The sequence below is a fragment of the Aromatoleum toluvorans genome (assembly GCF_012910905.1).
Lineage (GTDB): Bacteria > Pseudomonadota > Gammaproteobacteria > Burkholderiales > Rhodocyclaceae > Aromatoleum > Aromatoleum toluvorans.
Window position 1 is genome coordinate 1 of sequence record NZ_WTVN01000057.1, and the last position, 19,084, is coordinate 19,084.

15 protein-coding genes are annotated in these 19,084 nt (G+C 66.7%); 6 read left to right on the forward strand and 9 right to left on the reverse strand.

Features of this window, described 5'->3' with window-relative positions; all coding sequences use genetic code 11:
• Window positions 1–142: 142 nt before the first annotated feature.
• Entirely contained in the window at window positions 143–397 is a 255-nt protein-coding gene (locus GPA22_RS21355; RefSeq protein ID WP_169258094.1) for a Txe/YoeB family addiction module toxin, read from the reverse strand.
• Window positions 394–645, reverse strand: coding sequence for a type II toxin-antitoxin system Phd/YefM family antitoxin (locus GPA22_RS21360; RefSeq protein WP_169258095.1), 252 nt, complete (start codon window positions 643–645; stop codon window positions 394–396). The genes GPA22_RS21355 and GPA22_RS21360 overlap by 4 nt, the downstream gene beginning before the upstream one ends.
• Before the next feature lie 377 nt (window positions 646–1,022).
• Between GPA22_RS21360 and GPA22_RS21370 the strand changes: the two genes are divergently transcribed.
• Genes GPA22_RS21370 through GPA22_RS21380 form a run of 3 tightly spaced genes read left to right on the forward strand, consistent with a single transcriptional unit; the run spans window position 1,023 to window position 2,331 of the window.
• Window positions 1,023–1,355, forward strand: coding sequence for a YnfA family protein (locus GPA22_RS21370; protein WP_169258097.1), 333 nt, complete (start codon window positions 1,023–1,025; stop codon window positions 1,353–1,355).
• 20 nt (window positions 1,356–1,375) lie between these two features.
• On the forward strand, window positions 1,376–1,852 hold the full coding sequence (locus GPA22_RS21375) for a hypothetical protein (protein WP_211169287.1): 477 nt from the start codon (window positions 1,376–1,378) through the stop codon (window positions 1,850–1,852).
• 50 nt (window positions 1,853–1,902) lie between these two features.
• Window positions 1,903–2,331, forward strand: coding sequence for a MarR family winged helix-turn-helix transcriptional regulator (locus GPA22_RS21380; RefSeq protein ID WP_343036115.1), 429 nt, complete (start codon window positions 1,903–1,905; stop codon window positions 2,329–2,331).
• Window positions 2,332–2,355: 24 nt separating this feature from the next.
• On the opposite strand, the gene GPA22_RS21385 is transcribed toward GPA22_RS21380, so the two are convergent.
• The 4 genes from GPA22_RS21385 to GPA22_RS21400 all read right to left on the reverse strand — a co-directional run bounded on the left by GPA22_RS21385 (window position 2,356) and on the right by GPA22_RS21400 (window position 8,941).
• Window positions 2,356–3,720, reverse strand: a complete 1,365-nt coding sequence (locus tag GPA22_RS21385; RefSeq protein WP_169258098.1) for a sigma-54-dependent transcriptional regulator — start codon at window positions 3,718–3,720, stop codon at window positions 2,356–2,358.
• Window positions 3,717–5,858, reverse strand: a complete 2,142-nt coding sequence (locus GPA22_RS21390) for a XylR N-terminal domain-containing protein (RefSeq protein WP_169258099.1) — start codon at window positions 5,856–5,858, stop codon at window positions 3,717–3,719. Before GPA22_RS21390 ends, GPA22_RS21385 begins: the two co-directional genes overlap by 4 nt.
• A 94-nt stretch (window positions 5,859–5,952) precedes the next feature.
• Window positions 5,953–7,338 (reverse strand): MFS transporter, encoded by a 1,386-nt coding sequence (locus GPA22_RS21395; protein ID WP_169258100.1) that lies wholly within the window; start codon window positions 7,336–7,338, stop codon window positions 5,953–5,955.
• A gap of 118 nt (window positions 7,339–7,456) precedes the next feature.
• A complete protein-coding gene (locus GPA22_RS21400) occupies window positions 7,457–8,941 on the reverse strand; it encodes an AMP-binding protein (protein ID WP_169258101.1) in 1,485 nt (494 codons plus the stop codon).
• A gap of 381 nt (window positions 8,942–9,322) precedes the next feature.
• Here GPA22_RS21400 and GPA22_RS21405 point away from each other — a divergent pair, with 381 nt between their 5' ends.
• Window positions 9,323–11,647, forward strand: a complete 2,325-nt coding sequence (locus tag GPA22_RS21405; protein ID WP_169258102.1) for an aldehyde ferredoxin oxidoreductase C-terminal domain-containing protein — start codon at window positions 9,323–9,325, stop codon at window positions 11,645–11,647.
• Window positions 11,648–11,760: 113 nt separating this feature from the next.
• Here the strand turns inward: GPA22_RS21405 and adeC are convergent, their stop codons facing one another.
• The 3 genes from adeC to GPA22_RS21420 are packed head-to-tail and all read right to left on the reverse strand — an operon-like array spanning window position 11,761 to window position 17,530.
• Window positions 11,761–13,152: an AdeC/AdeK/OprM family multidrug efflux complex outer membrane factor gene (adeC, locus tag GPA22_RS21410; protein WP_169258103.1), complete on the reverse strand. Its 1,392-nt coding sequence runs from the start codon at window positions 13,150–13,152 to the stop codon at window positions 11,761–11,763.
• The gene (locus tag GPA22_RS21415) at window positions 13,152–16,319 is read right to left on the reverse strand and encodes an efflux RND transporter permease subunit (RefSeq protein ID WP_169258104.1); all 3,168 of its coding nucleotides are present in this window, start codon (window positions 16,317–16,319) and stop codon (window positions 13,152–13,154) included. Before GPA22_RS21415 ends, adeC begins: the two co-directional genes overlap by 1 nt.
• A gap of 11 nt (window positions 16,320–16,330) precedes the next feature.
• Window positions 16,331–17,530, reverse strand: a complete 1,200-nt coding sequence (locus GPA22_RS21420) for an efflux RND transporter periplasmic adaptor subunit (protein ID WP_169258105.1) — start codon at window positions 17,528–17,530, stop codon at window positions 16,331–16,333.
• 165 nt (window positions 17,531–17,695) lie between these two features.
• Between GPA22_RS21420 and GPA22_RS21425 the strand changes: the two genes are divergently transcribed.
• Window positions 17,696–18,304: a TetR/AcrR family transcriptional regulator gene (locus GPA22_RS21425; RefSeq protein WP_169258106.1), complete on the forward strand. Its 609-nt coding sequence runs from the start codon at window positions 17,696–17,698 to the stop codon at window positions 18,302–18,304.
• A 115-nt stretch (window positions 18,305–18,419) separates the two neighbouring features.
• Window positions 18,420–19,084 (forward strand): RNA polymerase sigma factor (locus GPA22_RS21430; RefSeq protein WP_169258107.1); only part of this gene is annotated, 665 nt, incomplete at its 3' end.

The following is a 19,084-nucleotide window of genomic DNA, read 5'->3' on the forward strand; positions in this document are numbered from 1 at the left end:
TGCGCGGCGCGAAATTCATCAGGGCCGCAGCCGACGGGCTGCACAGTAGGCCGGATAGATTGTTGCAGCTGGGTTCGTTCAGAACATCCGAAAGTTCGTCTTGCAATATCGGGGGAGTCCATAGATTCACGTTAGAAATGGGTCAGTAGTGGTAGCGCAATTGAGCCACCAGCAATGCGTCGCCGTCGATCTTGTAAACCATTCGGTGCTCGTCGGTAATGCGCCTGGACCAGTATCCCGCAAGGGCATGTTTTAGCGGTTCAGGCTTACCGATGCCAGAGAAGGGTTCACGTTGGATTTCACGTATGAGCTTGTTTATTCGCTCCACCATGCGTCGGTCTTGTTGCTGCCAATAGAGGTAGTCTTCCCATGCGGCCTCAGCGAATATCAACCTCATTCGTCAAGTTCCCGCTCTTTGCCTCCGCCGGCGTTGAGTTCGGTTACCGCACCAAGCAGGCGGCGTGCATTCTCGGGGCTGCGCAACAAGTAGGCGGTTTCCTCGAGCGCCTGGAAGTCTTCGAGGGAAACCATGACGACCGAGGCTTGCCCGCTGCGGGTGATAATCAGCGCCTCGTGGTCGTTGCAAACCCGGTCCATGGTGCTGGCCAGGTTGGCTCGGGCGGCGGTATAAGAAATAGCGTCCATGGCGTCTCTCCGTACATGTACGGTAAATTGTACGCTTCGGCTGCCGGTTTGTCCTGCCCAGTTTCTACCAGAGGCCGGGCACATTAATGCCGAATCGCTGCTCGGCGAATGGCCGGAAGGCAAAGCGCTTCTGCAGGAGCTGAGGAGTGCAACCTGACCCTGCGGCAACCTGACAGCCGAACGCGCTGCCCTGCCGATTGGCGCGGCGAAATGCGATTTCCTGCGCGGTGGTGCGGACATGGGCAGGTTCATCGATGCGGACAAGAAGATCGATGAACTCGTTAACCCGCTGTTCCCCCGCGGTGCTGGCGTGTGATCCATCGTCGGCAAGGGGGCGGTATGCTTAGCCGTTAACGTGACTACACGGTTTCCGTCGCATGATCGAACTGAAAACCATTGCCCTCTTCCTCGTCACCGCCGTCGCGGAAATTGTCGGTTGCTATCTTCCCTATCTCTGGCTCAATCAGGGAAGAAGCCCCTGGCTGCTCGTTCCGGCCGCACTGAGCCTCGCACTGTTTGCCTGGCTGCTGTCGTTGCACCCCACTGCGGCCGGTCGCGTCTATGCGGCCTACGGTGGGGTCTATGTCTTTGTGGCGATTCTTTGGCTTTGGCTCGTTGATGGCATCCGGCCTTCTGCGTGGGATATCGCCGGGTCGCTCGTGGCGATCTCGGGGATGGCGATCATCATGTTTGCGCCACGAAGCGCGTAGCCATTGAAAATGTTTCCGCGATGCGTATCGTCTGGATTTCCGGCCTGACCGCACTGGCCTTGCTTGCCGGTATCGCCTGGTATCTCGAACCGCTCAGTCCCGGCGCGCTGGCGCTGCAGTTTGCCTTCACGCCCCGAGCTTTCGGCTGGATCATCCACTCCTGGTCGCCGGCCGATCTCGCGCGTTATCGCGATCACCTGCCGGCCGACCTGGCGCTGCTCGCGGCGTATGGGGTTTTCGGTTATTTCGCCGCCACGCGTGCGCGCGTCTTCGGCGCCTGCTCCCCTTCGTTTCGTCGTGTCCTGAGCTGGCTTCTGCCCGTGGCCGCCGCCTTCGGTGCGCTCGAAAACGCGTTGCATTGGTGGCTCACGGCGGCGCCCCGCTTCGGGGTTCCGCTTGCGTACGCGGTGTCGGCCGGCGCTTCCTTGCTGCAGTGGCTGCTGATTGTCGGCTTCGGCCTGCTGTCCATCCTTGCGATTCTGCGCGACGAGGCCTGACCCTGACGGACGGTTTATAATCAGCCGAGCTTATTATCCTGCAACGTCCCGTGCCCCTCAGCGAAACCAGCTTCACCCTTCTGCTTGCGGATGCCGCGCGCCTGATGCGGCATTCCTTCGTCGACGCGATTCAGGACAGCCCGCTGACGCTCGCGCGGGCGCGGGTGTTGATCCATCTGGAGCGCAACGAAGGCATTCGGCAGGTGGCACTTGCGGAACGGCTGGAGATCCAGCCGATGACGCTGGTGCGCATGATCGACCAGCTCGCGAGCGAGGGGCTGGTCGAGCGGCGGCCGGATCCCGATGATCGGCGCGCGCATCGGCTGTACCTGACCAAGGCGGCGCGGCCGCAGCTGGAGATCGTCGCGCAGGCCGGCGTGGCCGTGCGCGAAAAGGCGCTGGCGGGGATGAGCGAAGACGAACGGGCGCAGACGCTCGCGCTGCTTCAGCGCATCTGCCGCAACCTCGCCGCGGAGTAAGGGCTTCGTCCCTCCCGCTCCTTCCTATTCAACGGCCGCGGCCGAGCGCATCACACGATAGACGGTCGAGCGCGACACACCGAGCGCCTGCGCGGCGGCGCTGACGTTGCCGTCGAGGCGCTCCAGCACCCACGTCACGTAGTCGCGCTCGACGTGCTCCAGCGGCAGGATGTCGGTGAATGCAGGCGCAGGCGGGGAAGCTGCGGGCTGCTCCAGCGGCAGGCGCAGGATCGCGCACACGGCGGCCTCGTCGATCGTGCGATCGTCGGCGAAGGCGACGACGCGCTCGACGGCGTTGCGCAGCTCGCGCACGTTGCCCGGCCAAGGGTAGGCGCACAGGCGCGCGAGCGCGGCGGGCGTGAGCTGGAACGGCGCGGCGCCACGGGCGCTGCGGCGCATGAGGTAGTCGACCAGCAGCGGGATGTCCTCGACGCGCTCGCGCAGGGCCGGCACCGGGATGTGCACGACGTTCAGGCGGAACAGCAGATCGTGACGGAACTTGCCTTCCGCGACGAGCGCTTCGAGGTCGCGGTGCGTCGCGGCGACGACGCGCGCGTTGGTGCGGCGCAGTGCGGTGGAGCCGAGCTGACGGAATTCCCCGGAGTCGAGCACGCGCAGCAGCTTTGCCTGGCAGGCAGCCGGAAGTTCGCCGATTTCGTCGAGGAACAGCGTGCCGGCGCTGGCGACTTCGAAGAGGCCTTCCTTGTCGGCGGTCGCGCCGGAAAACGCGCCGCGCTTGTGGCCGAAGAGTTCGCTTTCGACGAGCTCGCCGTCGAGCAGGCCGCAGTTGAGCGGCACATAGGCTTCGCCGGCGCGCGGGCTCCAGCGGTGCAGGAGGCCGGCGACGATCTCCTTGCCGGCGCCGCTCTCGCCGGTGATCAGCACCGGCAGGTCGAGCGGCGCCGCCTTGCGCACCTGTTCCAGCGTGCGCTGCCACACGGCGCTGCGGCCGATCACGGCGGTGTCGTCGGACGCGCGCAGGTGGGCGACCTCGGCGCTCAGCGCGGCACAGCGGCGGGCGAGCATGCGCTTTTCGAGCGCGCGCTCGACGACGATGTCGAGTTCGGTGAGCTTGTAGGGCTTGGACAGGTAGTCGAACGCGCCGAGTTTCATCGCGGCGATCGCGCTGTCGACGTTGCCGTGCCCGGTGAGGATGACGACCTCGACCTGCGGGTCGAACGCCTTCAGGCGCTTGAGCACCTCGACGCCGTCGATGCCGGGCATCTTGATGTCGACCAGCGCGAGATCGACGCCGCCGCGCTGTGCGCACTCCAGGGCGGCCTCGCCGTCCGCAGCCTCGCTCAGGCGGTAGCCGGCGCGGCCGAGGCGGCTCGTCAGGAGCTGACGGTACAGGGATTCGTCGTCGACGATGAGGATGTGGCCTTTCATGGCATGCTCGTGTCGGCGCCCGCCGCGTCGGCGGGCAGGTGGAGGCGGAACCAGGCGCCGCCTTCGGGGCGGTTGCCGCATTCGATGCGCCCGCCCAGTTCGGTCATGATCCCGTAGCAGATCGACAGCCCCAGGCCGGTGCCGCGTCCGGGCGCCTTGGTCGTGAAGAAGGGATCGAACACGTGATCGATGACGCCTGCGGGCAAACCGGGCCCCTCGTCGAGCACTTCCAGGTCGACGCCGCCCTCGGCAGGCCGCAGGATCACGCTGACCCGGCCCGCTCCGTTCATCGCGTCGCCGGCGTTCCTGATGAGGTTGCGCAGCACCTGGTCGAGGAGCGTCGGGTTGGTGGCGATGCGCGGCAGCGCCGCGTCGAGGGACAGGTCGACCTCAAGACCGCGCGTGAGCCCGATGTCGCGATAGGCCGACAGGCGCTCGCGCACCAGCATCCCTGCGTCCACCACTTCGAGCGGCACCGCCTGCTTGCGCGAGAACAGCAGCAGGTTGTCGGTGATGGCCTTGCAGCGCTGCGCCTGCTCCTGGATGGTCGTCAAACCCTGGCGCAGGACGTCGAAATCGGGGTTCGAGCGGGCGCCGGGGATCGCCTCCATCAGGGCCTGCAGTTCCTCGGCGAAGCCGGAGACGAGGCCGAGGGGGTTGTTGATCTCGTGCGCGATGCCGGAGGCGAACTGTCCCAGCGAGCTGAGGCGGTTGGCCTGCGCGAGCTGGCGCTCCATCTCGCGCCGCGCCGTGATGTCGCGCGCAACGCCGATCACGCCTTCCGGCCCGCCGTCGGTGGAGAGGACGGCCGAACTGACCTCCAGCAGGCGGTTCGGCGCGCCGCTCGCGGCGAGCATGATCTCGAACGGCGGACCGCACTCGCCGTTCAGGCGCCGACGGAAGTCGCGCTCGACGCGCTGCGCCGAAGAATGGAGCATCAGCTCGCCGCAGCTGCAGCCGATCGCGCGGTCCGCCGGTACCCCCAGGAGTTCCGCCATGCGTGCATTCACGAAGCTGAAGCGGCCGTCGAGGTCGAGGATGTAGACCGCGTCGTTGATGATGTCCTGGATCTGCTGCTCGCGGTTCTCCAGCCGCGCCGCGTACTCGGTGAGCTTGCGCTCGCGCTCCTGCTGCGCGGTGATGTCGATCGCAAGCCCGCTGTAGCCGACGATCCGGTCGCCCTTGAGCACCGGCTCCACCTGTAGCCGCATCGGCACCGGGCACCCTTCCGCATCACACATCACGACGTCGAGCCGCGTGGCGGTGCGGGCGGTGGCGATGCTCTTCAGGAAGTTCGCCGCCGCCGTCCGGTACGCGGGCAGGACGAGGTCCTTCAGGCGCATGCGCGGCAGTTGCTCGGGCGAGATGCCCAGGCGCGTGCGCCCCGCCTTGTTGAGTTGCAGCATACGCCCCGAGACGTGCAGCGCGAACACCATCTCGGGCAGATCTTCGATCAGGTTGCGGTAACGCTGCTCGGAGGCTTCGAGTTCGCGCGTGCGCTCATAGACCTTGCCTTCGAGGACGTTGATGCGGTCCTTGATGTTCAGCGGCTGGAAGTACTTGCGCAGGCCGGAGAACTCCGGCGCGCAGTCGGTGGCGTTCATCAGCGTCCAGGCACAACGATCGTCGCCGCGCCCCTCGCAGGCGTGTTCGACGCAGATCATGTCGGTCTGGAACACGTAGGACGCGAAGCCCGACGCGTAGCCCGCCAGCGTCCAGCACACGGCCTCGTCCGACCGGCCGAAAAGCCGCAGATGCTGCTCGGCCTCGTAGGAATGGCGCCAGAAACCGCTCATGCGGTAGTGGCCGCGTTCGCGGTCCACCTCGACGCTGTGCGTCTCGACTTCCGCGATGCCCGAGAACATGTGCACGCGCGGCCCGCCGCGCACGAACTCCTCGACGGTGTCGGGATGCATGAAACCGGGGAGCAGTCCCGCGTCCTCGTGGCCGCAGCTGAAGCCGTAGCGCGTCAGGATGACCTTCGCGATGTCCGCGCCGAGGGTCTCGACCAGCTCCTTGCGCAGCGCGCCCATCGCATCGGTATGCAACAGGATCGCACGCCGCCCGCTGAACTCGATCGCCCCCCGGTCGGGCGCAAACTCCACGAGGGAGTAGAAATCCAGCTGGTCGGCGCGCATCTTGCCCCTTTCTTTCCGATTTACGCGCCGATCATATCCCTTTTCACCGGCCCGGCGCCTTCGCGCTCCGGGCCGGCACTGCTCCCTGCTTCGCTCAGTGGGCGGCCTGCATTTCCTCGTCGAGGCGCGCCGGGGCGTCCCCCGCCTGCTGCGCCGGCGCCGTTTCAGGATGGGAGAACTGCTTGATCAGCAGTGCAACCGTCGCGAGCAGCCCCGGAATGGCGACGACCATGAACACCTCGCTGAACCCGAGCTTCTGCCGCGTCAGCTCCGCCACCAGGAAGGAGCCCGCGATGCCGCCGAAGCGACCGATCCCGAGCATCCACGCGACCCCCGTGGCGCGGCCCTGGGTCGGATAGAAGGCCGCGGCAAGGGCCGGCATCGACACCTGCGCGGTGTTCATCAGCGTTCCGGCGACGAACACGACGACCACGAGCGCCCCGACGTTGCCGGCCGCCTGCCCGATCGCATAGATCGCCACCGCCGTCAGCGCGTAGCCCACCGCGATGATCCGGTTGGCGTTGAAGCGGTCCATCAGCCAGCCGAAGAAGATCGCCCCGCAGCCGCCGAGCGGGAACAGCGCAGCGACCAGCGTCGCCGTCTTCGGGTCGAGGCCCGCGTCCTTGAACAGGATGGGCATCCAGTTGATCAGCGCATAGAAGATCACCAGGCCCATGAAGTACGCGAGCCACAGCATCAGCGAGCCGACCGCGTAGGAACGCGACAGCACCACGCCGAGGCCGCGCTTGCCCGCGGCAACCGACTTCGTCTCGGTCAGCGTGAACGCGCGCGCGCCGGACGCTGCAGCCGAGATCCTGCCGAGTACCGCACGGATGCGCTCCGCCGGCAGCCCCTTCGCCACCATGTAGCGCACCGATTCGGGCAGCACCAGCAGCATCAGCACCACGAGAATCGCCGGCGCCACGCCGCCGAGCACCAGCACGCTGCGCCAGCCGAAGTGCGGAATCATCCACGCGGCGAGGAAGCCCCCCAACGCGGCGCCAAGCGGGAAGCCGGAAAACATCGCGTTGGTGATCAGCGCACGGCGCTTGGTCGGCGAGTATTCGCTGATCAGGGTCACCGCGTTCGGCATCGCGGCGCCCAGGCCCAGGCCGGTGACAAAGCGCAGGACCGTGAGCCCCTGCAGATCCGCCGCGAAGGACGAGGCCAGGCACGCCACTGCAAACAGCAGCACGGATGCGTTGAGGACCATCCGCCGACCGAAGCGATCCGCCAGCGGGCCGGAAGCGAGGGCCCCGCCGGCCAGGCCGAACAGCGCCGCACTCAGCACCGGCGCCAGCGCCGGCTTGGTGACGCCCCATTCCTGGATGAGCGAGGGTGCAATGTAGCCGATCGCCGCGGTGTCGAAACCGTCCAGCAGCACGATCAGGAAGCACAAGGCAAAGATGACCCACTGGAAGCCGGAAAACGGCTGGTGATCTATGAAGGACTGAACGTCGACGGCGTCATTGCTGGACACGATGGTCTCCTCGATGGCCGAATAATGTAGGGGCTGACGGGTGGCCCTTCCCGCGACAGCCTCTTTGCTGCAGGCGGGCGACCCCGCGCCGGGTCGCCCTGGGCAGTTCTTCAGCGCCTCACGCGGCGGCCGCGGCGTGACGCTCGTGCAGCGAGCGCAATCTTCCGCGCTGCAGCTTGCCGGTCGGCGTGAGCGGCAGGGCGTCGAGCCAATGCACCCAGCGCGGGCGTCGATGGCCCGGCAGGGAGGCGACGCCCTCCTCCACGCGCTGGCGCGCCTCGGCCCAGCGCCCCGGCGCCGCCACGGCGAGCACCGCCAGCGCCGTCAGGCCGTCGGCCGATTCCACGCCGACCGCCGCAAGCTGGTGCAGCGCATCGCCGCAGTGCGCGGACAGCGCCTGCTCGACCCACAGCGTGCTGACCCACTGGCCGGCGATCTTCAGCATGTCGTCGTTGCGCCCCGCGTATTCGAGGCGACCGTCCGGATGGCGCAGGAACATGTCTCCCGGCGAGAACCATCCGTTGTCGAAATCGACCTGCGCGTCGGGCCGCTTCCAGTAACCGGTCGCGACCGTCGTGTGGCGCACCCAGATGCGCTGCGGCAGATCCGCACCGATATCCGGATTGAAGCGCACTTCCGTCAGCGGCGTCGGGCGCATCAGGCCCGAGTCGTCGTCGCTGTAGAGCATCAGGCACAGCGTCTCGGACGTGCCGTAGCCGCTGATCAGCGTACAGCCGGTCTGCTCGCGCCACCCCTGGCGGATCGCGAGCGGCAGCGCTTCGCCGGCTGACACGAAATGGCGGATGCCGCGGTCCGCCAGCCGCGCGGCGACCCCCGTCTGCAGCATCTTGTTGTACAGCGTCGGCACGCTGAAGAGCAGCGTCGGGCGATGCTTTTCGACCATTTCCTCGACACGTTCGGCCGTCGGCCACTCGCGGTCGAGGATCACCGTCGCGCCCGCGCGCAGGCCCGCGAACAGGCTGTTGCCGAGGGCGTAGGCGAAGAACAGCTTGGATGTCGCGTACAGGCGGTCTGCCGCCGTCAGTCCCGCGAGATTACAGGCGAAGGAATGCGCGTTCACGACCACGCGCTGCACGTGGATCACGCCCTTCGGGGTCCCGGTCGTGCCCGACGTCCCGATCCACAGCGCCGGATCCTCGGCGTCGAGCTGCACCGCGTCGATCCCCTCGGCGTCTGCGAGCGCCCGCGTCCAGTCGGATTCCCCGCCGCTGACCACGGCCGGCCCGCCGGGGACGGTCGCGACCAGTCCCCGCAGATCCTGCGCCAGATTCGGCTCGCACCACACGAAACGCGCTTCGCATTCCTTGAGGAGGGGGGCGAGCTCGGGCATCGACAGACGCGGATTGACCCCGATCGCGACACCGCCGGCCCAGATCGCGCCGAGATAGGCCACTGCCCAGTCGTCGCTGTCGGGCGCAAACACGATCACCCGGTCGCCTGTCCCAAGCCCCACTGCCTGCCACGCCTGGGCCGAGCGCCGCACGCGGTCCCGCAAGTCCGCGTAAGTCACCCGCCGGTCTTCGCATTCGATCGCGATCGCCGTATCGACACCAACCGAAAGCAGGATTTCAGCCGCATTCATTCGCATTTCTCCATAACGACGGGCTCCCGATACGGTGCCCGCACAGTCTTGAGGTGCATCGAACCACGCCATTGGCCAACGAATTTGAGCGAACGATAGGTCGGACGCGGGGTGACAACAATACATGCGAGCGGCTTTCTGCACCTTATTTGATGGATGTCAAATTATCTTGCAGTGCACTAATCGCATCGCTGGCACGGCATTTCCCGCGTTTCGGATGCGCGTCCCCGCGCCGTTGCTGGATCCTGCGCCAATCCCCTGGAAGTTTGCCGCCCGTCACTTCCCACTCGCCTGCACGACGCGGGTTTCCGCATCTATTTTGTTTGACTTCAAACAATTTTATTGTCACACTTGATTCAACCCCGGACACAGGAGATCGAGATGGGAATCAGGGACAAGGTTGAACAGCTCTGCTCGCGTCTGCACGACGAGCCGCAGTACGCAACGCAGGGTGCCGTGCTGTTCGTCGATCTGGAAAAACGCCAGACACTGCGCAAGTACCTGCCGCTCGAGGTGCTGCGCACCTACCTCGGCGGGCGCGGCGCCAACATGTACCTGCTCTACAACCTGCTGCAGGACGAGCGCAAGGCCCTCGACCCGGAAGTCCCGCTGATCTTCGGCGCCGGCACGCTCACCGGCGACATGCCGGCCGCCACGCGTGGCAACTTCACCAGCCGCTCGCCCGAGAGCGATGCGATCCTCGACACCAACGGCGGCGACTACTTCCCGTCCTTCGTCAAGCGCCACGGCTACGACCACATCGTGCTGTACGGCCTGGCGCCGCAATGGACGCTGCTGCGCATCGCGCACGACGAGGTCGAATTCCACGACGCCACGCCCTACCTCGGGCTGAACAACCTCGAACTGCCCGGCGCGATCGAACGCGATTTCGACTGCACCGAACGCAAGGACATGGCGCTCGCCCGCATCACCACCGCCGGCGAGAACCTCGCGCTGTGCAGCGGCATCATGGGCGGCATCAAGGCGATCTGGGCGCGCGGCGGCGGCGGCGCAAAAATGGGTTCACTGCGCCTGAAGGCGATCATGGTGCACGGCAAGCCCGACGAGGCGCCCAAGGTGGCCGAGCTCAAGGCCCACAACAAGGTGATCGGCAAGAAGATCACCTCCACATCGGTCATCAAGAACGCACTGAAGCAGGTCGGCACCCCCTTCCTGTACAAGCCCTCGCGCGTGCTCGGCGCGCTCGGCACGCTCAACAACCAGAAGACCGCGTGGCACGAGACGCTCGACGCGGACAACTTCGACCCCTACCGCCCCGGCATGGACGGCTGTTTCAAGTGCCCGGTGCATTGCCGCAACCTCAACGACATGACGCCCGAAGGCAAGGGCGGCTGGGGCTCGGCCGCGCTCAAGGGGCTGAAGGGCAACGCCAGCTATGACAAGGCGCAGGCCGACATCGAGCACGGCAAGCAGCGCACCTACAACGGCATCAAGGGCGACGGCAAGTTCGACCAGTACGACAAGGGCGACGGCCCCGAGTACGTCACCGTCGGCAAGTTCGGCCCGATGATCGGCCTGAAGGAGCCCGAGCACATCCTGCGCCTGAACAACATCCTCAACGACCTCGGCCTCGATTCGTCCTCCACCGGCAGCGCGATCGCGTGGGCGATGGAGCTGTGGCAGCGCGGCATCATCGACGCAAGCCACACCGGCGGGCTGGACCTGTCGTGGGGCAACTACGAGACGGTCGAGAAGTTGCTGTTCATGACCGCGAAGCGCGAAGGTTTCGGCGACACCATCGCCGACTCGGCGCGCGCCGTCGAGCGCGGCAAGTACCCCGCCGAGGCGCTCGACTACCGCATGGCGGTGAAGGGCCTGTTCCAGTCCGATCCGCACGACGCGCGCATCCTCAAGGCTTTCGCGCTGGGCCTGTCGGTCGCCACGCGCGGCATGGACCACCTGCGGAACCGCGTCACGCTCGAGATCAACGCGCGCATCAACGACGACGCCGCGTTCAAGACCGAACTCTACGGCGGCACCGTCGCGGCCGAGCCGAACCGCTACGAGGGCAAGGAGTTCGCCGTGCGCCGCTGCGAGAACACCTTCGCCGTGGGCGACTCGGTGGGCATGTGCCGCTTCAACACCAAGCTCTTCAACTCGCCGACGACACCCGACTGCGGCGACTTCGCGACCCAGGTGTCGACCGCGACGGAGCTGGAGTTCACCGGCGAGCAACTGAACGAGATCGGCCGCAACATCACCGGTCTGGAACGCCTGCTCAATTTCCGCTTCGGCCTGCGCGCCAAGGATGACACGCTGCCGAAGCGCTGGTTCGAAGAGGAAATCCAGGTCGGCCCCTTCACCGGGGAGAAGGTCGACCGCAAGGAATTCGAGGCGATGAAGGCGCGCTTCTACGAAGTCACCGGCCTCAACGCCGAGGGCGTGCCCAAGGCCGAGTGGCATGAACGGCTCGCCACCACCACCACCGGCTTCGCGGTGCGTGTCGAACTCCCCAACGTGCTGCCCGGCGCGCCGGAGAAGACGGTCGTCATCGACGAACCGGTCGCCAACGTCGTCGCGCTGCGCGACGCCCTGGCCCGCCGCCTGCCCGAGGCCCGCGAGGCGCTCAACGACCATTCGTGGAACATCGCGGTGAACGGCCACATGGTCCTGTCGGGCGAACGCAATGCCATGCTGCACCACGGCGACCGCGTCGCCTTCGTGCCCATCATTGCCGGCGGCTGATCGAGGCAAGACACGCGGGTCCCTCTCCTCGCCGGCGTGTAAACAAGCAAACGGCGGACGATCTCCTCGTCCGCCGTTTGTCTTTGTTGCGTACTACTTTTCCAGCGGTGTCCCTACTGCCAACCGCCCCCCAGCGCCTTGTACAGCGCGATACGGTTCGCGCCGTCGGACTGGCGCACCGCGATCAGGTCCAGCTCGGCCGCGTACAGGCTGCGCTGCGCATCGAGCAGACCGAAGTAGCTGTCGACGCCGGCCTTGTAGCGCGCCTCGGAAAGCTTGAAGCTCTCCCCGGTCGCCTCGACCAGCCTGCGCCGCGCATCGAGCTGCTCGGCGAGCGTCGCCCGGTCGGCCAGCGCATCGGCCACTTCGCGGAAAGCCGACTGGATCGACTTCTCGTATTGCGCCACCGCGATCTCCCGCTGCACCTTCGTCGCCTCGAGGTTCGCCGTGAGCCGGCCCGCCTCGAAGATCGGCAGCGAAATCTGCGGCACGAAACTCCACGTGCCCGATCCCCCCTCGAACAGCCCGTCGAGCGTGCTGCTCGCCGTCCCCGCCGACGCCGTCAGCGAGATGCGCGGGAAGAAGGCCGCCCGTGCGGCGCCGATGCTGGCGTTCGCCGCGCGCAACTGACGCTCCGCCTGCAGGATGTCCGGGCGGCGGGTCAGCACCTCCGACGGCACGCCGGCCGGCAGCTCGGCCACCGCCGTGATCGACTCGGCGAAACCCTGCGGCATCAGCGACGGCGGCACCGGGGCACCGACGACCAGCGCGAGCGCGTTCTGGTCCTGGGCGACGAGCGACGCATACCGCGCCACGTCGGCCCGCGCGCCCTCGAGCAGCGTCTGCGCCTGGCGCAGGTCCAGTGCCGAGGTCGCCCCGACGTCGAAACTGCGCTTCGTCAGATCGTAGGATTTCTGCCGCGTCGCGAGCGTGTTGATCGCCAGCGTCTGGCGCTCGCGATCCGCCGCGAGCCGCAGCCACGCGTCGGCGACTTCCGCGACGAGGCTGATCTGCGCGCTGCGGCGCGCCTCTTCGGTGGCAAGGAATTGCTCCAACGCCTGTTCGTTCAGGCTGCGGATGCGACCGAAGAAATCGAGCTCGTAGGCCGAGAACCCCACCGTCGCGCTGTATTGCCGCGTTGTGCCGGTCCGGCCGGTCCGGCTCAGTTCGGCCGGCAGGCGCTGCGCGGTCTGCCCGCCGTTCGCCGAGATCGACGGGAACAGATCCGCGCGCTGGATACCGTACTGCGCCCGCGCACGCTCGATATTGAGCGCGGCGACGCGCAGGTCGCGATTGTTCGCGAGCGCGAGTTCGACGAGTTCGCGCAGGCGCCCATCCGCGAAATAGTCGCGCCAGGCCGGCGCCTCGGGTGCGCCGGCAGTCGCCGGCGTATCAGGAAACACCGCCGGCACCGGCGCGGCGGGGCGCTCATAGGCCGGAATCAGCGAGCAGGCGCCCAGCAGCGTGGCGGCCATCGCGACGACCAGGGTACGCAGTTCAGTCATCACTTTGCCTCCTGCACTGCAGGCACTTCGGACGCCGGCGACTCCTGCTGCGGCTTGCCCTTGAAGATGCGTTTGATCACGACGTAGAAGAGTGGAATGAAGAAAATGCCCAGCACCGTCGCGGCGATCGTGCCGCCGAGCACGCCGGTGCCGATCGCGTTCTGGCTGCCGGCACCCGCGCCGGTCGCCTTGGCGAGCGGCAGCACGCCAAGGCCGAAGGCGAGCGAGGTCATCAGGATGGGGCGCAACCGCATGCGCACGGCTTCCAGCGTCGCCGCGATCAATTCCTTGCCCTCCTTCTCCATCTGCGCCTTCGCGAACTCCACGATCAGGATCGCGTTCTTCGCCGACAGGCCGATGGTCGCGAGCAGGCCGACCTGGAAATACACGTCGTTCGACAGCCCGCGCCCGGTCGCCGCCAGGATCGCACCCAGCACGCCCAGCGGCACCACCAGCATCACCGCGAACGGCACCGACCAGCTTTCGTACAGCGCCGCGAGACACAGGAACACCACCAGCAGCGACAGCGCATACAAGGCCGGCGCCTGCGCCCCCGAACGGCGTTCCTCGTACGAGGTGCCGGTCCATTCATAGCCGATGCCGGCGGGCAGTTTGGTCATGATCTCCTCGACCGCAGCCATCGCGTCACCCGACGACAATCCGGGCGCCGCCTGGCCGAGAAGCTCGATCGACGGCTGGCCGTTGTAGCGCTCCAGGCGCGGCGAACCATACACCCAGTTCGCCGTCATGAAGGCCGACAGGGGCACCATCTGGTTCTGCTTGTTGCGCACGTACCACTTGCCGAGATCCTCGGGCGTCATCCGCGCCGGGGCGTCGGCCTGCAGGTACACCCGCTTGATGCGGCCGCGGTCGATGAAGTCGTTCACGTAGATGCCACCCCACGCGGTGTTCAGCGTGTCATTGACGTCCGCAATCGACACCCCCAGGGCCCCCGCCTTCGCGTGGTCGATGTCGAGCTGATACTCCGCGACGTCGTCCTGGCCGTTCGGGCGCACCGCGACGAGCCGCTTGTCCTGCGCCGCAAGGCCCAGGAACTGGTTGCGCGCCGCGACCAGCGCCTCGTGGCCGAGGCCGGCGCGGTCCTGCAGCATCAGGTTGAAGCCGTTGGAGGTACCCAGCTCCAGCACCGCCGGCGGCACGAAGGCAAACACCATCGCCTCGCGGATCTGCGAGAACACGCCCATCGCCCGCCCGGCCACCGACTTCACGTCGCGTCCGGGCTCGTGCCGCTCATCCCAGTCGCGCATGCCGACGAAACCCAGGCCCATGTTCTGGCCGCTGCCGCCGAAGCTGAAACCCGCCGCCGTGAAGATCGAGCGCACGTTGTCCTTCTCGGTCTCGAGGAAGTGCTTCTCGACCTTCTTCAGCACCTCGACGGTGCGCTCCTGCGTCGCGCCGGCCGGCAGCGTGATCTGCGTGAACATCACGCCCTGGTCCTCCTCCGGCAGGAAGGAAGTCGGCATGCGCGCGAACAGCAGGCCCAGCACCACGACGATCGCGACATAGATCGCGAGGAAGCGGAAGCTGCGATGCAGGATGCGGGCGACGGCCGACTCGTAGCGCTGCGTATTGCGCGCGAACATCACGTTGAACCAGTGGAAGAAGCGCCCGAAGAGGCCGCCCTCGCCGTGCTCGTGCCCTTTCTCGACCGGCTTGAGCATCGTCGCGCACAAGGCCGGCGTGAACACGATCGCGACCAGCACCGACAGGCCCATCGCCGCCGCGATCGTGATCGAGAACTGGCGATAGATCACGCCCGTGGAGCCGCCGAAGAACGCCATCGGAATGAACACCGCGGACAGCACCAGGCCGATGCCGACCAGCGCGCCGGTGATCTGCCCCATCGACCGCTTGGTCGCCTCCTTGGGAGAGAGGCCCTCCTCGGTCATCACCCGCTCGACGTTCTCGACCACCACGATCGCATCGTCGACCAGCAGACCGATCGCCAGCACCAGACCGAACATCGTCAGCGTGTTGATCGAGAATCCCGCCGCCGCCATGACGCCGAAGGTGCCCAGCAGCACCACCGGCACCGCGATCGTCGGAATGATCGTGGCACGGAAGTTCTGCAGGAACAGGTACATCACGAGGAACACCAGCGCGATCGCCTCGATCAGCGTCTCCACGACGCCCTCGATCGAAATCTTCACGAACGGCGTCGTGTCGTACGGCACCACGACCTCGATGCCCGCCGGGAAGTACGGCTTCATCTGTTCCATCTTCGCGCGCACCGCGGCCGCGGTCTCGAGCGCGTTCGCACCCGCCGCCAGCTTCACGCCGATACCGGCGGCAGGCTCGCCGTTGAAGCGGCCGACGATGCCGTAGTTCTCTGCGCCGATCTCGATGCGCGCGACATCCTTGAGGCGCACCTCGCCGCCCTGGGCCGAGCTGCGCAGCAGGATCTTCTCGAACTGCGCGACCGATTCCAGGCGGTTCTGCGCCGTGATCGTCGCCGTGAACCCCTGTCCCGAAACGGCCGGCACCCCGCCGAGCTGGCCGGCGGACACCTGCGCGTTCTGGGTGCGGATGGCCGCCTGCACATCGCCCGGCGTCAGGCGATAGTTGTTGAGCTTCGCCGGATCCAGCCACACGCGCATCGCGTACTGGGCGCCGAACACCTGCACCTCGCCGACCCCGGTCACGCGCGACAGCGGATCCTGCACGCTCGACACCAGGAAATCCGAAAGGTCGGCACGGTCGAGGCTCTTGTCCTTCGCGACGAAGCCCAGCACCATCAGAAAGTTGCGCGTCGACTTGGCGACCTGCACGCCCTGCTGCTGCACCGCCTGCGGCACCAGCGGCAGCGCGAGCTGCAGCTTGTTCTGCACCTGAACCTGGGCGATGTCGGGGTTGATACCGGCGTCGAAAGTGAGCGTGATCGTCGCGCGGCCGAAGGAGTCGGACGACGAGCTCATGTACAGCAGCCCGTCGAGTCCGGTCATCTTCTGCTCGATGACCTGCGTCACCGAGTCCTGCACCGTCTTCGCCGAAGCACCCGGATAGGTCGCGTTGATCACCACGGTCGGCGGCGCGATCGACGGATACTGCGCCACCGGCAGGCGCAGGATCGACAGCGCGCCGAACAGCATGATCACGATTGCGATGACCCATGCGAAGATGGGTCGGTCAATAAAGAAACGTGCCATCGTCGGCTACCTCACTTGGCGGCTGCGGCAGCCGCCTCGGCGGGCGCAGGCGCTCCCGCCGCACCGGCTTCCTGGGCCTGCACCGCAGCGCCCGGACGCACCTTCTGCAGCCCTTCGACGATCACACGCTCGCCCGCGGCCAGCCCGTCGGTCACGACCCACGCTTCCCCGTGCGATTGCGCGGCCGTCACGATGCGCGACTCCACCTTGCTCTCGCCGTTCACGACCATCACGGTCGCATTGCCGCGCGCATCACGGCTCAACGCGCCGTGCGGCACGAGGATCGCGTCGCTGTTCACGCCCTGCGCAAGGCGTGCACGCACGTACATGCCCGGCAGAAGCTCACCCTTCGGATTCGGGAACACCGCACGCAGCGTCACGCTGCCCGTACCCTGATCGACGGTGATCTCCGAAAACTCCAGCTTGCCCTGGCTCCCGTACAGCGAACCGTCCTCGAGCACCAGCTTGACCGGCACGGCGTCGCCGCCGACGCGCTGCAGGCGCCCCTCGGCAAGGTCGCGCCGCATCTTCAGCAATTCGGCACTCGATTGCGTGACGTCCACGTAGATCGGATCCAGCTTCTGCACCGTCGCCAGCGCCGCGGCCTGATTGGCCGTGACCAGTGCGCCCGGCGTGACGGCCGAGCGGCCGATGCGGCCCGCGATCGGCGACGTGACACGGGTGAAATCCAGATCGATCTTCGCCTTGTCGACCGCCGCCTTCGCGCTCGCGACCTCCGCCTGCGCCTGTTTCAGTTCGGCCGCGGCGTCATCGTTGGCCTGCTTGCTGACGGCCTCGATGCCGACCAGCTGCGCGTAGCGCTCCGCCTTCAGGCGGGCCGCCTGCACGTTCGCCTCCGCACGCGCGAGGTTGGCTTTCGCGCTGTCGTACGCCGCCTGATACGTGGCCGGGTCGATCTGGTAGAGGACCTGTCCCTGCTTCACCTCGCTGCCCTCGGCAAACATCCGCTGCTTGACGATGCCGCCCACCTGCGGACGCAGTTCGGCGATCAGGTAGGGGGCCGTCCGCCCGGGAAGCTCCATCGTCTGCGGCACCGGCTCGGCGCGCACCGACACGACGGTCACGGCCGGCGCGGGCGGAGGGCCGCCAGCCGCCTGCTGCGAATTCCCGTTGCTACAGGCGCCGAGGACGAAAGCGCCGGCGAGGCCGGTAATCAGGGGGTAGAAAAACCGGTTGGGGTTGTTGTGCATGTTTCGTCTCGAAATCATCTCTGACCGCCGATCGCGGCGAGTGGAAAGGAACTGATCGTGTCTGCCTTAGAATGGTCATTCTAGATCGAACGCTCATTCTATGTTAGCCTACGACGCAATACAACATTCGCGACAAATTTGTTTACCAGAACGAGAGGCCTCTCCATGTGCCCTGATTCCGTCGAACCTTCACGTGCCGAAGCGCGCCGCGCGCAGATCCTGGCTGCGGCTGGCGACTGTTTCCGCAAGCACGGATTCCACGGCGCAAGCATTGCGCAGATATCGAAGACGGCCGGAATGAGCCCCGGCCACATCTATCACTACTTCGAGAACAAGGAAGCGATCATTTCGGCGATCGTCGCGCGCGATCTCGAACGCTTTTTGACACTGACCGCCGAAATTAGATCCGCCTGCAACGTCCGCGAGGCCATGCTCGCGCGCGTGGCCGAAGGCATCGATGAATGCCTGGACCAGGCGACGGCCGGCCTGAAGCTGGAGATCGTCGCCGAAGCATCGCGCAATCCCCACGTCGCCGAGATCGTGCACGAGGCCGACCGCCTCTGCCGCGAAAGCTTCGCGCTCACGATGCGGGACATGCGTCGCGCATCGGGCCATCAGGACGACGACCAGACGATCGATGCGATGGTCGAAGTCGCCATCGCAATGTTCGAAGGCTTGCAGATCCGCACGATACGCAATCCGGGCCTCGATCGCGGCCTGGTTTCGCGCCTGTTCCAGGGCGCCCTGCGCGACCTGTTCGACCAGCCGGCCTGAACCTGCGCGGGCGTCGCCCCACGGCGCCGTCCGCCCATGTCGCACGCCTACCCGCGCGGCAACTGTAACCTTTGTGCGCCCGTCCCCATCTAATGGGCAAAACCGGGAGCACATCATGACAACCGCCACCTCCACGCCCGAATCGGATACCGCGCTGGTGCAGGGAATCCTTGCCGGCAACGTCTTCGCCTTCGAACGCCTGATGCGCCAGAACAACCGCCGCCTGTTCCGAGTCGCCCGCAGTATCCTGCGCGACGATGCAGAGGCCGAAGATGCTGTACAGGACGGATACATAGAAGCGCACCGGGCGCTCGGAGGCTTTCGTGGTGAATCGCAGCTGTCCACCTGGCTGACCCGCATCGTCGTCAACCAGGCGCTTGCGCGCCGGCGCGCACGCCGACCCGAGGCATCGGATACCGGACTCGACACCCTGGTCGACGAAGGTACCGACGATGTCATTCAGACACCGGAAACCGAGGCGATGCGGGCAGAGCTGCGCCGGATCATCGAAGCCTCCATCGACCGGCTGCCGGAAGGCCACCGGACGGTGTTCATGCTCCGCGCCGTGGAAGGCCTGAGCGTCGACGAGACGGCCGCAGTCCTGGGCATTTCCGCCGGCAACACCAAGGTCCGCTTCCTGCGCGCCCGCGCCCAGCTGCGCGAGGCCCTCGGTCAGCACCTCGGCACACTGCTCGAGGACGTATTCACCTTCGATGGGGACCGCTGCGACCGCATTGTCGCGCGCGTATGCACGCGCCTCGGCCTGCAGCTCCCCTCGCC

Bases quoted from the DNA above. Each gene is read 5' to 3' on its own strand.
- GPA22_RS21355 (WP_169258094.1), bottom strand. From the start codon at position 397: ATGAGGTTGATATTCGCTGAGGCCGCATGGGAAGACTACCTCTATTGG.
- GPA22_RS21360 (WP_169258095.1), bottom strand. From the start codon at position 645: ATGGACGCTATTTCTTATACCGCCGCCCGAGCCAACCTGGCCAGCACC.
- GPA22_RS21370 (WP_169258097.1), top strand. From the start codon at position 1,023: ATGATCGAACTGAAAACCATTGCCCTCTTCCTCGTCACCGCCGTCGCG.
- GPA22_RS21375 (WP_211169287.1), top strand. From the start codon at position 1,376: ATGCGTATCGTCTGGATTTCCGGCCTGACCGCACTGGCCTTGCTTGCC.
- GPA22_RS21385 (WP_169258098.1), bottom strand. From the start codon at position 3,720: ATGAAAGGCCACATCCTCATCGTCGACGACGAATCCCTGTACCGTCAG.
- GPA22_RS21390 (WP_169258099.1), bottom strand. From the start codon at position 5,858: ATGCGCGCCGACCAGCTGGATTTCTACTCCCTCGTGGAGTTTGCGCCC.
- GPA22_RS21400 (WP_169258101.1), bottom strand. From the start codon at position 8,941: ATGAATGCGGCTGAAATCCTGCTTTCGGTTGGTGTCGATACGGCGATC.
- GPA22_RS21405 (WP_169258102.1), top strand. From the start codon at position 9,323: ATGGGAATCAGGGACAAGGTTGAACAGCTCTGCTCGCGTCTGCACGAC.
- adeC (WP_169258103.1), bottom strand. From the start codon at position 13,152: ATGACTGAACTGCGTACCCTGGTCGTCGCGATGGCCGCCACGCTGCTG.
- GPA22_RS21415 (WP_169258104.1), bottom strand. From the start codon at position 16,319: ATGGCACGTTTCTTTATTGACCGACCCATCTTCGCATGGGTCATCGCA.
- GPA22_RS21420 (WP_169258105.1), bottom strand. From the start codon at position 17,530: ATGCACAACAACCCCAACCGGTTTTTCTACCCCCTGATTACCGGCCTC.
- GPA22_RS21425 (WP_169258106.1), top strand. From the start codon at position 17,696: ATGTGCCCTGATTCCGTCGAACCTTCACGTGCCGAAGCGCGCCGCGCG.